At 60.3% G+C, this 12,025-nt stretch carries 11 protein-coding genes; 2 read left to right on the top strand and 9 right to left on the bottom strand.

Translation table 11 applies throughout. The features are described 5' to 3' along the window. Positions 1-5: 5 nt before the first annotated feature. From B9Z37_RS03670 to B9Z37_RS03655, 4 genes are all read right to left on the bottom strand, one after another. Positions 6-773 (bottom strand): ABC transporter permease, encoded by a 768-nt coding sequence (locus tag B9Z37_RS03670; protein WP_108311644.1) that lies wholly within the window; start codon positions 771-773, stop codon positions 6-8. A gap of 14 nt (positions 774-787) precedes the next feature. After that, entirely contained in the window at positions 788-1,606 is an 819-nt protein-coding gene (locus tag B9Z37_RS03665; RefSeq protein ID WP_108311643.1) for an ABC transporter ATP-binding protein, read from the bottom strand. Positions 1,607-1,731: 125 nt separating this feature from the next. Next, positions 1,732-2,766 carry an ABC transporter substrate-binding protein gene (locus B9Z37_RS03660; RefSeq protein WP_108311642.1) on the bottom strand — a complete coding sequence of 345 codons (1,035 nt, stop codon included), beginning with the start codon at positions 2,764-2,766 and terminating at the stop codon, positions 1,732-1,734. A 500-nt stretch (positions 2,767-3,266) separates the two neighbouring features. Continuing rightward, a complete protein-coding gene (locus tag B9Z37_RS03655) occupies positions 3,267-4,754 on the bottom strand; it encodes a nucleobase:cation symporter-2 family protein (protein WP_108311641.1) in 1,488 nt (495 codons plus the stop codon). Between the two features lie 303 nt (positions 4,755-5,057). Between B9Z37_RS03655 and B9Z37_RS03650 the strand changes: the two genes are divergently transcribed. Further along, positions 5,058-5,888, top strand: coding sequence for a YgaP family membrane protein (locus B9Z37_RS03650; RefSeq protein ID WP_108311640.1), 831 nt, complete (start codon positions 5,058-5,060; stop codon positions 5,886-5,888). On the opposite strand, the gene B9Z37_RS03645 is transcribed toward B9Z37_RS03650, so the two are convergent. The 5 genes from B9Z37_RS03645 to B9Z37_RS03625 are packed head-to-tail and all read right to left on the bottom strand — an operon-like array spanning position 5,885 to position 11,393. Then, positions 5,885-6,730, bottom strand: a complete 846-nt coding sequence (locus B9Z37_RS03645) for a phytanoyl-CoA dioxygenase family protein (RefSeq protein ID WP_108311639.1) — start codon at positions 6,728-6,730, stop codon at positions 5,885-5,887. The genes B9Z37_RS03650 and B9Z37_RS03645 overlap by 4 nt on opposite strands. A gap of 2 nt (positions 6,731-6,732) precedes the next feature. Further along, positions 6,733-7,986, bottom strand: coding sequence for a M20 family metallopeptidase (locus tag B9Z37_RS03640; RefSeq protein WP_108311638.1), 1,254 nt, complete (start codon positions 7,984-7,986; stop codon positions 6,733-6,735). Then, on the bottom strand, positions 7,983-9,758 hold the full coding sequence (gene uraD, locus B9Z37_RS03635; protein ID WP_108311637.1) for a 2-oxo-4-hydroxy-4-carboxy-5-ureidoimidazoline decarboxylase: 1,776 nt from the start codon (positions 9,756-9,758) through the stop codon (positions 7,983-7,985). The genes B9Z37_RS03640 and uraD overlap by 4 nt, the downstream gene beginning before the upstream one ends. 2 nt (positions 9,759-9,760) lie before the next feature. Continuing rightward, the gene (puuE, locus tag B9Z37_RS03630; protein WP_108311636.1) at positions 9,761-10,711 is read right to left on the bottom strand and encodes an allantoinase PuuE; all 951 of its coding nucleotides are present in this window, start codon (positions 10,709-10,711) and stop codon (positions 9,761-9,763) included. Positions 10,712-10,727: 16 nt separating this feature from the next. Continuing rightward, on the bottom strand, positions 10,728-11,393 hold the full coding sequence (locus B9Z37_RS03625; protein WP_205872531.1) for a GntR family transcriptional regulator: 666 nt from the start codon (positions 11,391-11,393) through the stop codon (positions 10,728-10,730). A 168-nt stretch (positions 11,394-11,561) separates the two neighbouring features. Here B9Z37_RS03625 and uraH point away from each other — a divergent pair, with 168 nt between their 5' ends. Then, positions 11,562-11,915, top strand: a complete 354-nt coding sequence (gene uraH / locus B9Z37_RS03620; protein WP_108311634.1) for a hydroxyisourate hydrolase — start codon at positions 11,562-11,564, stop codon at positions 11,913-11,915. Positions 11,916-12,025: the final 110 nt, after the last annotated feature.

The following is a 12,025-nucleotide window of genomic DNA, read 5'->3' as shown; positions in this document are numbered from 1 at the left end:
CAAATTCATTCGCCTTGCGAGCCGCGATGCGCCCATCCGGTGGTGTGCTTTTCGATGTAGCTGAACAGCTCGTACATGACCATGGCCATCGCGCCCACGACCACCAAGCCAGAGAACGCCAGACCCATCTGCATGGCCGAGCCCGCCGAGATCAGCAGGTAGCCAATGCCTTCGTTCGAAGCCGTCATCTCGGACACGGTGGTGCCCACAAAGGCGAGGGTGATGGCCACTTTGAGCGAGCCATAGAAGTAAGGCATGGAGCGGGGCAGGCCGACTTTGACCAGCACGTCCCAACGCTTGGCGCCCAACACGCGCAGCACGTCTTCCAGTTCAGGCTCCAGCGTGGCCAGACCGGTGGCAATGTTGACCATGATGGGGAAAAAGCTGATCAAGAAAGCCGTCAAGATGGCCGGGCCGATGCCGATGCCAAACCACACCACCAAGATGGGCACAAAGGCCGCTTTGGGCAAGGCGTTGAAGGCGGTCATGAGCGGGTACACGGCGGCATAGGCCAGACGTGAGCTGCCGATGACAAAGCCCAACAGCACACCCACCACGATGGCGATGCCGAAGCCCACCATGGTCACCCAGAAGGTGCGCCAGGCGTGACCGGCGATCACTTCTTTGAATTCGATGGTTTGCTGCGCGATGCGCGAGGGGCTGGGGAAGACGAATTCCGACACGTTGAAGGCGCGGCACAGCCCTTCCCAGATCAGGATGCTGAGGACCAGCAAAGCCCAAGGGGCCCAGCGTTCGAGGGTTTTGTTGTTCATGAAATGACTCCCGCTCATTGGTTGATCGCCGCGCCGGTCTTGCGCATGGCACCGATGTGGCCGCGCAGCTCGTGCACGATGTTGGTGAATTCGGGGGTGTAGGTGATCTCCAGATCACGCGGGCGCGGCAGGTCGATCTCGCGCTTGACCACGAAGCGGCCAGGGCTCTTGCTCATCACATACACCGTGTCGGCCAAAAACACCGACTCGCGCAGGTCGTGCGTGACCAAGATGACGTTGAACTTTTGCTCGGTCCACAGGTCGCGCAAGATGCACCACAGCTCTTCACGCGTGAAGGCATCGAGCGCACCAAAGGGCTCGTCCAGCAGCAGCATTTTGGGTTCATGGATCAGGGCGCGGCAGATGCTGGCGCGTTGCTGCATGCCGCCCGACAGTTGCCAAGGAAATTTGTCTTCGTAACCGGCCAAGCCCACGGTGTTCAGCAGTTTGCGGGCGCGTTCGACGTATTCGGCCTTTTTTTGCTTGAAGTTGGAGCGGTAGGGCTCCACGATTTCGAGCGGCAAGAGCACGTTGTCGAGCGTGGTGCGCCAAGGCAAGAGCGATGAGGCTTGAAACGCCATGCCGCTGATCTTGAGCGGGCCAGTGACGGGCTGACCATCCACCAGGATGCGGCCTTTGCTCGGCATCTTCAGGCCCGTGGTCAGCTTCATGAAGGTGGATTTGCCGCAGCCCGAGGGACCGACGATGGCAATGAACTCACCTTGCTTGACCTGCAAATTGATGTCTTCGACGGCGAAGTGGTTTTGCGCCAGCAACTCGTCGTTGTAGGCCAGCCAGACATTCTGGAAATCAACGAATGCGTCTTGGGTCATGGTGAAAACTTGGAGATGGTGTTCGAAAGTGTATACACGCTACGCCCTGTAAAAGCCCACCGACCCGTGCAGAGTGGCGGTGGGCTCGGAGCGCCGGGGCAGCATGCCCCGAAGCTGGCGCTGGATTACTTCTTGCCCTTGGGCAAGATGTCCAGCTCTTTGGCGGCGGGCAAGAAAGATCCGTTCCAGATGTCGTCTGCTTTCACGCGGGTCTTGGTGTTGAAGGCGTCCGACACTTGCGAAGCCATCAGCGTCATGCGGGGGCCGTTGATTTGGCCAAAGCCTTCGGCGCGGGCCGAGGGGCTGTTGATCACGGTGTCGATGGCCAGTTGCAGGCGGCGGGTTTCCAGCGCCACATTGATGATGCCGTCACGCGCTTTCACCGATTCAATGGCTTTGGCTGGATCAGCGATCACGTCTTTCGCGCCCTTGGTGAATGCGCTTAAGAAGGCTTTCACCGCGGCTGGGTTTTCTTTCAGGATCTTGGGCGAGGCGATGATCGCGTTGCCGTAGAGCTTGACGCCAAAGTCGGGGTACTGCATGACCACCACGTCGTCCGCCTTCACGCCACGCGCTTCGATGTTCAGCAGCGAGGTGAAAGTGAAACCGGTGATGGCATCCACATCGCCGCGCACCAACATGGTTTCGCGCAGAGGTGGGTCCATCGCAGTCCAAGCCACGTTGCCAATGCCGTTGGCTTTCTGGAAGATGGGGAAGGCGCGGCGGCCAGCATCAAACACGGGGGCGCCCAACTTCTTGCCAGCCAAATCGGCGGGGGTCTTGATGCCGGACTTCTTCAAAGCCATCACCGAAGCGGGGGTGTTGTTGTAGACCATCATGATGGCCACCGGCTTGTTGGGAGCGTCGGGGTTGTTGGCGTGGAATTCCATCAGGGCGGCCAGGTCGGCAAAGCCCAGGTCATAAGTGCCCGAAGCCACGCGGGTGACTGCGCCACCCGAGCCGTTGCCCGAGTCCACGGTCACGTCGAGCTTGGCGTCTTTGAAGTAGCCTTTGGCTGCGGGCAGCAAGAAGAAAGCCGAGGGGCCTTCAAAGCGCCAGTCGAGCTGGAATTTGATTGGAGTGGTTTGGGCTTGCGCCAGCCCAAAAGAGGCGGCTGCTGTCAATGCGGCCGTGGCCTTGAGGAAGAAACGCTTGTTCATGAGGGGCTCCAGGGTCAATAAACGGTGAATCTTGTCTAGCAAAATCGGTGCCATTATCGACCATGGGTCTGACGAACCATGTCAGGGCCATCCCCTAGAAATTCTCATTTTTGGTGCAATTTGGCTGGATGAATGCACCAACTTGGGGTTTTGGTGACATTGCTGTTTTCTGTCATGCCCTTCACCGGTCGTACCTGCGCTCCATCTGTCATACCCGGCTTGACCGGGTATCCATGGTGGTCGAAGGCAAAAGGCATGGACCCCCGATCAGGTCGGGGGTGACAAAGGCAAAAGGCATGGACCCCCGATCAGGTCGGGGGTGACAAAGGTAAAAGGCATGGACCCCCGATCAGGTCGGGGGTGACAAAGGCAAAAGGCATGGACCCCCGATCAGGTCGGGGGTGACAAATGCCTGACATACCCGCGCTTCATTTGTCATACCCGCGCTTCATTTGTCATACCCGGCTTGACCGGGTATCCATGACTTCAGTCGCCAGAACTCAATGCGCCTCAGCCTGCTTGGCGGCCTCGATCGCATCGCGGTTGTCACCGCTGGCGCCATTGAAGAACAGGTTCAAGATCACCGCACTGATGGAGGCCAGCAAGATGCCCGACTCGATCAGGGGGTGCAGACCGTGCGGCATCCACTGTTTGAAGTTGGGGGCAATCAGCGGGATCATGCCAATGCCAATCGAGATGGCCACGATCATGGCGTTGAAGCGGTTGTTCTTGAAATCCACACCGCCCAGGATGCGGATACCGGTGGCGGCCACCATGCCGAACATCACCAGACCCGCACCGCCCAAGACCACGGTGGGCAGCGATTCGATCAATGCAGCCATTTTGGGCAAGAGACCCAGCGCCACCAAGATCAAACCACCGGCCACACACACAAAGCGGCTCTTGACACCGGTGACGGCGACCAAGCCCACGTTCTGCGAGAAGCTGGTGTAGGGAAAGGTGTTGAAGATGCCACCGATCAGCGTGCCCAGACCGTCGGTGCGCAGGCCGCGTGTGAGGGCAGCTTGGTCGACCTTTTTGTCGGTCATCTCGCCCAGGGCGAGGAACATGCCGGTCGATTCGATCATCACCACGATCATGACCAAAGTCATGGTCAGGATCAGCACAGGCTCAAACACGGGCATGCCGAAGTGGAAAGGCGTGATCACGTCGAACCAAGCGGCTTTGCCCACTTTGTCGAAGTTCATCAGGCCCATGGCCGTGGCCACCACGCCACCGATCACGATGCCCAGCAGCACCGAGATGTTGGCCAAAAAGCCTTTGGCGTAACGTGCGATCAACATGATGGAGACCAACACCAGTGTGGCAATCCCCACGCCCGTCAGGTCAGCGTATTTGGGGTTGGGCATCTTGGGCAAGAGCGCCAGGTCTTTGGGAATGGCGGGCAGGGTGGAGCCGGGCGCACTGGCGGCGGCCGCTGCGGCATCGAGCCACTGCTTGTGCTCAGGCGTCACGATGCTGGGGGCTGTGGGGCCAAAGGGGTTGCCAAAGATCCAGTTGATGCCGATGCGCATCAGGCTGATGCCAATCACGGCAATGATGGTGCCAGTGACCACAGGCGGGAAGAAACGCAGAAGACGGCTGACCAGCGGCGCGATCAGGATCGAGATGATGCCCGCACCAATGATGGAGCCAAAGATCAGCTGCGCCCCCATTTCGCCGGGGTTGGCGTTGGCCATGGCCACCATGGGCGCCACGGATGCAAAGGTCACGCCCATCATCACAGGCAGTCGGATGCCAAACCACTGGGTGGCACCCAGCGATTGGATCAAGGTGACCAGACCGCAGCAAAACAGGTCGGCCGAAATCAAATAAGCCACGTCTTGCGGGCTCAGTTTGAGGGCGCGGCCCACGATCAGGGGCACTGCCACAGCGCCGGCATACATCACCAGCACATGTTGCAGGCCCAAAGCGGCGAGCTTGCCATTGGGCAAATGCTCGTCCACGGGGTGGATGGTTGAACTCATGGAGGGCTCTCCTGAAAAGTAAACAGAGGTGAAAACCGCAAAGAAACTAGATGTGTGCTTCTTTGTGTTCCAAACTGTATACAAAATATCCGTGTTTGACCTCAGGGAATACCCCGGTGCAGGGGGGCATGAAAAAGATGCCTGCTGCGTGATCAGGATCAATTCTGACAAAGGCATGCGGTTGGATACTGAATCTCGACACCACCGAAAACCTTCAGGTGGTCCAACACAAGGTTTTGCAATGAAAAACATCCATCCGATCGACCGCTGGTGTCGTCTGGCTTTGGCCATCGTTCTGGCGCAATGGGGCTATTTCTGGCTTTCAGGGCCGGGCAATGGGCCGCCTACGCTGGGGCGCTGGTGCTGGTGGTCACGGCGGGTGTGCAGTTTTGCCCCCTGTACCGAATACTGGGCGTGGGTACGGCCCAACTTTCCGGTGGCAAAGTACGCCCTATCTGGCGCTGGTTGGGGTGGCTGGCCTTGTTGGCATTGCTCGTGGGGGGCAGTTATGGCAGCGCGTTTTTCAGTCGCAAACTCTTTTTGGAAGAGTTCAATGCGATGAACCACTTTTACAAACAAACCTTGTTTTTGACGGGCAAAAATGAGCGCGACTCGGCTGTGGCGAATTGGGAAAAAATGGTGTCAGGCTATGCGGCTTTTCAGCGCAAATACAGCGCTTATCAACCCCATGCCCTCAGGGCCGACCGCCAACTGGTGACCGATTTGCAGCAGGTGGCCGTGATCATGGCTGCCGTTGAGCCCCTGGTGCGCGATGGTGATCTGCATCAGGCGCACCTGGATTTGGAAAAAATCCGCCCCGTGTTTCAGGACATCTTCAAGCGCAATGGGTTTTCCATGCTGGCTGTCGCGCTGGTGGACTTCCATGATGCGATGGAGTTGATCTTGGACGCAGCCAACGCCAAGGACGCGGAAAAAGTCAAACAACTGTATCCCGTGCTGAGCGAGAAATTCAAACCTGTGGAATTGGAAGCCAACGACGCCGAAATCCAGGCCATTCGCAAAAACCTCGATGAACTGCTGACATTGGCACAAGCAGGGAATTTGGGCGCTTTGCCCGCACAGGCGGATCAGCTCAAGAGCAGTTTCGTCAAGGTGTATCTGAAACGGGGTTAAGTTCCCGCCATCAAAGGAAACAGCGCATGGTCCATCGGCACGCCTGCAGGCAGCTCTTGGTCCAGCCCGGGGAAGGGCGGCGAGGTGACCCAAGGGCGCGGCGCGTGCGTCATGTCGTCACCCAAAAAGCGCACCGAGTACACGCGCCTGCGCTGCGTGCCGTCAACGCCTGCTGAGGCGTGCAGGCTGAGCATGTGAAAACACACCAAGTCGCCCGGCTGCAAGTCCCAGCCGAGGATGGGGAAGTCTTGGCGGTGCTTGTCGATGTCGGGCAACTCGGCCAGGGAGCCTTCAGGGAACCATTTGGCTTGGTTCGTCATGAAGGTGCGCGGCATGAGCCAGGGACCACGGTGTGAGCCCGCGATGAACTCCAGCGTGGACGGGCGAGACACCGGGTCCACCGGAATCCAGAAGCTGATGTTTTGCAGGCCGTCCACGTTGTAATAGGGCTGGTCTTGGTGCCAGGGTGTGCGCTGGCGCGTGCCGGGCTCTTTGACCAGCAGGTGGTCGTGGTACAGGCGCACCGTCTGGCTTTGCATTAGGCGCTGGGCCAGTGTGGCCAAGGGCGTTTCAAAAATGAAGCGCTTGAACTGTGGGATGTCCTGCCAGTTGCAAAAGTCTTCAAAAAATCGCCCCGGGTCGTCCGGCCTGCTGGCCACCATGCCGCGTGGGCTGGGGTGGGCCAGGTTGGCCTCGATGCCGTCCCGCAGCAGGGCAACTTCTTCGGGTGTGAACAAATTGCGGATGCAGACCGCGCCATCGCGCTGGTAATCGGCCACGTCTTGGTCGGTGGTGCAGGCCTGCACGCGCTGGCGCAGGGTTTCAAGCTGCGGCGCGCTCATGTTCAGGCCAGCAAATCCAGCAAGGTGCGCGCCACCACTTTGGTGGCCCGGCGCAGGTCATCGAGCTGCACATGCTCGTCGGCGCGTTTGGCGTTGGACTCGAGCACGGTGCGCGGCCCTGCGCCGTAGATCACGCCGGGGATGCCGCGCTCCACGTACAGGCGCACGTCGGTGTAAAGCGGCGTTCCCAAGGCAGGGATGGCTTCGCCGAAGACTTGTTCGCCGTGTTTCTGGATGGCGCTGACCAGCGGTTGGTTGCCCGCCAGTGGCTTCATGGCGTTGGCCAGCAGCATGCGGCGCACGTCCACTTTCAGCTCATGGCCACCGCGTGGAGGCTTGAAGCTGGCAGCGGCGTCGGCAATGGTCTGGCGGATGCTGGCTTCCACTTCGGCCGGGTTCTCTTCGGGGATCATGCGGCGGTCGAGCTTGAAGCTGACTTTGCCGGGCACCACGTTGGTGTTGGTGCCGCCTTCGATCAGACCCACGTTCAGATAGGGGTGGGTGATGCCCTCGACCTTGGATGTGACTTGCAGGTATTGCGTGTTGAGCGCGAGCAGGGCGCTCAGGATGTGCACCGCGCCTTGCAGCGCGTCGGTGCCGCTGTCGGGGATGGCGGCGTGCGACATCTCGCCTTGCACGGTGACTTCCATTTGCAGGCAGCCGTTGTGTGCGGTGACCACTTGGTAGCTGAAGCCTGCCGCGATCATCAAATCAGGTTTTGTCAGGCCCTTGGCCAGCAGCCAGCCGGGGCCCATTTCGCCGCCAAACTCTTCGTCGTAGGTGAAGTGCAGCTCCACGCCGCCTTTGAGGGGGGCCTGGAGTGATTCGAGCGCACGCGTGGCAAAGGTGAATGTAGAGAAGTCGCACTTGCTCACGGCGGTGGCGCGGCCGTACATGGCACCCCCATGGATCTCGCCGCCGTAGGGCGGGTGTGTCCAGCCTTCGCCGGGGGGCACCACGTCGCCGTGGGCGTTCAGGGCAATGGTTTTGCCTTCGCCATATTTGCGGCGCACGATCAGGTTGGTGATGGACTCCAGGCCGTAGGCTTGGACGTCAGCCTCGGGCACGGCGTGTTTTTCGGCCTCAAAACCCATGGGCTTGAGCAGTTCAGCGGTGCGCTCGGCGTGGGGGGCGTTGTTGCCGGGCGGGGTGTCGGTGGGCACCTGCACCAGCGCTTGCAAAAATTTGACCTGCTCGTCAAAGTGCGCGTCGATCCAGGTGTCGAGTTGTTGGTATTGCGTGTCGGTAGCGCTCATGACAGTTCCTGCGAGAGTTGGTTCAAAACATGGGTGAAAGCGTCGACGCACAGTTGCATGTCGTCGCTGGTGGTCGATTCGAGTGGGTTGTGGCTGATGCCCGCGTTTTCGCCGCGCACAAACAGCATGGCTTGCGGCATGACTTCGTGTAGCTTCATGGCGTCGTGGCCTGCGCCGCTGGGCAGTTTGAACAGCGGCACACCCAAGGCGCTCACGGCGCGTTCCCAGCGGGCTTGCCATTCGGGGGCGCTGGGCGCGGCGGCGGCGCTCATGGTGAGTTCAGCTTTGACACGCACGCCACGGCGCTCGGCAATTTGGTCGAGTTGCGCCATCACATCGGCCACCAGCGCGTCGCGCTGTGCATCGGTGGGTGCACGCATGTCGAGGCTGAACAGGCATCGGCCGGGCACCACGTTGATCGAGCCGTTGGGCACTTGCAGCTGGCCCATCGTCGCCACCGAGTCGCCGTCTTGGGCGGCGCGTTGCTCCATGTAGAGCGCCAGTTCGGCCACGGCGCAGGCTGCGTCGCGGCGGCGGTCCATGGGGGTGGTGCCTGCGTGGCTGGCGGTGCCCATGACTTCGCACAGGTAGCGCACGCTGCCGTTGATCGACGAGACCACGCCCAGCGGAATGTTCACTTCGTTGAGCACCGGGCCTTGCTCGATGTGGACCTCGACAAAGCCCAGGTACTGCGCCGGGTCGCGCTGGATTTTGGGGATGTCGTCGATGCACAGGCCCGCGTGCTGCATGGCGGCGCGCATGGTGATGCCGTCGGCGTCTTGCTGGTCCAACCAAGCGGGGTTGAACTGGCCAATGAGCGCGCCCGAGCCGAGGAAGGTGGCTTTGTAGCGCTGGCCTTCTTCTTCGGCAAAGGCCACGACCTCGATGCCGAAGGGCAAGCGTTGGCCTTGTTGGTGCAGCTGCTGCACACAAGCCATGGGCACAAAGATGCCCAAGCGCCCGTCGTATTTTCCGCCGTTGCGCACGGTGTCGTAGTGCGAGCCCGTGAGCAAGTATTTATCGCCAGCTGTAGCAGGGTGGTAGCGACCCACCACGTTGCCTACGGCGTCGGTGTAGACCTCGTCAAAACCGCAGTCGCGCATGTTGTGTGTGATGCGCTGGGCGCAGGCGCGGTGCGCGTCGGTGAGGTAGGTGACGGTGAGTTGGCCTGCTTCGGCAAAGCCAGGGTCGGAGTGTTTGGCCAGCTTTTCTTGCCAATCCCAGACCTGATGGCCCAGTGTGGGCTCCACGCCAAACTTGTCATTCAGGCGGATTTCGACGATGCGGTGGATGTTGCGCAGGCACTCGGCCAACTCGAACTCAGGGTGGCCGTGCAGGCGGCGCTCAAACGCATCAATGATCTGCTGCTTGTTGTAGCCCACGCCGCGTGGGCCGCGCACCGCCAGGATGAAGGGCCAGCCGAACTTGGCGTTGTAGTCTGCGTTGAGCTTCTGGATCTTGGCAAACTCGTCGGGCGTGCAGTCGGTCAGACCGGCTTTGGTTTGCTCGTTCGTCGACTCGGCCGTCAGTGTTTTGCTGACCATGGCCTTGCCCGCCAGCTCCGGGTGGGCGCGGATCAGGCCCAGCTGCGCGTCACGCCCAGCGTGGGCCAGCACTTCGCACATGGCGTGCTTGAGGTGGGCCAGCGAGGTGAAGGGGCGTTGCGCCAGTGCCTGCTCGGCAATCCAAGGGGAGTGCTCGTACAGGCCGTCGAGCATGAGCGCAGCATCGGCGTGCGATGCGCTGTTGAGTTGTTCCAATGTCAAAAGCATGTTCAATCCTGGTAAGGGTGTGTGGCTTTCCAGTGCCGCGCAATGTCGATGCGCCGCGCCACCCAGACCTTGTCGTGTGACTGGATGTGGTCCAGAAAGCGCTGCAGCGCGGTGATGCGGCCCGGGCGGCCCAGCAGGCGGCAGTGCATGCCGATGCTCATCATCTTGGGGGCGTTGTCACCATTCGGGTCACCTTCGGCATACAGCGCGTCAAAGGTGTCTTTCATGTACTGAAAGAACGGGTCGGCGTGCGAATAGCCCTGGGGCAGCGCAAAGCGCATGTCGTTGCAGTCCAGCGTGTAGGGCACGATCAGCTGCGGTGCATCGGTGCCGTCTGACTTGCGCACTTTCATCCAAAACGGCAGGTCGTCGCCGTAGTAGTCGCTGTCGTATTCAAAGCCGCCAAAGTCGGCCACCAAGCGGCGTGTGTTGGGGCTGTCGCGCCCTGTGTACCAGCCCAAGGGGCGTTCGTCCGTCAGCTTTTGCAAAATGTCCATCGCCTCGGCCATGTGGGCACGTTCGGTCGCTTCGTCGACATTTTGGTAATGGATCCACTTGAGGCCGTGACACGCGATGTCGTAGCCCAGCTCTTTGAATGCGGCAGTCACGTCGTCGTGCTTTTGCAGCGCCGTGGCCACGCCAAACACGGTGAGCGGCAGGCCGCGTTTTTCGAACTCGCGCAACAAGCGCCACACGCCAGCCCGTGAGCCGTATTCGTAAATGCCTTCCATGCTGATGTGCCGCTCGGGGAAGGACGCGGGGTTGAACATCTCGGACAAAAACTGCTCAGACCCTGCATCGCCGTGCAACACCGAGTTTTCGCCACCTTCTTCGTAGTTCAAGACAAACTGCACGGCCACGCGGGCGCCGCCGGGCCATTGCGCGTGCGGCACATGGCGGCCGTAGCCCTTCAAGTCGCGGGGGTAGGGGAGGGTGGAGTCGTAGGTGCTCATGGTCGTATCTAAGGGCTCAGGCAAGGGCCAGGGAAATGTCGTGGGTGGGCACTTTGCGGTCAAAGGTCAGGCTGGCTTCGACGTGCAGCAGGTGTTCATGCATCAGGCGCACGGCCAAGTCAGCGTCATGCGCTTCGAGGGCGGCCACGATGGCCACATGCTCGTCGGTGGAGTGCTCGGCCTCGTTGCGCGACTGGTACATCAGCGTGATCAAGGCGCAGCGCGAAATCAACTCGCCCAGCACCTGGGCCAGCACGTCGTTATTCATCAACTCGGCCATACGCACGTGGAAGTCGCCCAGCAACTCGGTCCGGCCCGTGATGTCGCCCTGCGTCACAGCTTCGCGCTCTTGTTGGATGTGTTCCTTGAGGGCCACGATTTGTTCGGGCGTGACCTGCTGCACAAAGGCGCGGGTCATTTCAGCCTCCAACATGCGGCGCACGGCAAACACCTGCTGGGCTTCTTCGACCGATGGTGCTGCCACAAACGCGCCGCGTGCGGGCTCCAGGCGGATCAAACGGTTTTGCGACAACTGAAACAGCGCTTGGCGCACCAATGTGCGCGATACGCCAAAGTGGTCGGCCAGCTTTTGCTCGGCCAGTTTGGAGCCGGGCAAGAGCCGGTGCTCCACAATGGCGCGGGTCAGTGATTCGACGATGTGGTGCGTGGTGGAAGTTTCCATGTCTCGCAGTTTCTCAGGCTGGTGTGCCCTTTGTTTTGGGGTCGTTGGCGCAAATCATAGCCGCCGAAAGCAAAATTGTATACACTTCGGTCGACCGGTTTGGGGGCGATAAAAAAGCCCTGTCAAAACCGCCCTTTTGAACCTACTTCAACACAAGCGAGCAAAACCATGGGATTGAGCACACACGTACTGGACACCATGCACGGCTGCCCGGCCGCAGGCATGCAGGTCTCCCTTTTCACCACGCAGGGCGAACAAGCCACCTTGGTCAAAAGCTTCACCTTGAACCATGATGGGCGCAACCCAGACGGCATGCTCTACGACCACGCCAGCTTGCGCAAAGGCACCTACCGTCTGGTCTTTAATGTGAGCGACTACTTCAAAGCCAAAGGCGTAGAACTGCCCGAGCCGAACTTCCTGAACAAAGTCAGCCTCGATTTTGGCGTGGCCCATGAAGACCAGCATTACCACGTGCCCCTGCTGGCCAGCCCTTGGAGTTACTCGACTTATCGGGGCTCATAAAACAATGGGGATCTGACCCCAATTAACCTGGGTGCCGGATCAAGTTCGGCATGACGTACGCTTAATTGGGGTCAGATCCCAATTAATCCCTCGAAAAGCTGCCCAGCGAT

Origin of the sequence: Limnohabitans parvus II-B4 (assembly GCF_003063455.1) — a bacterium.
Taxonomy (GTDB): domain Bacteria; phylum Pseudomonadota; class Gammaproteobacteria; order Burkholderiales; family Burkholderiaceae_C; genus Limnohabitans_A; species Limnohabitans_A parvus.
Note: the sequence above shows the minus strand (reverse complement) of the source record. Positions and strands in the feature narration are given on the sequence as shown.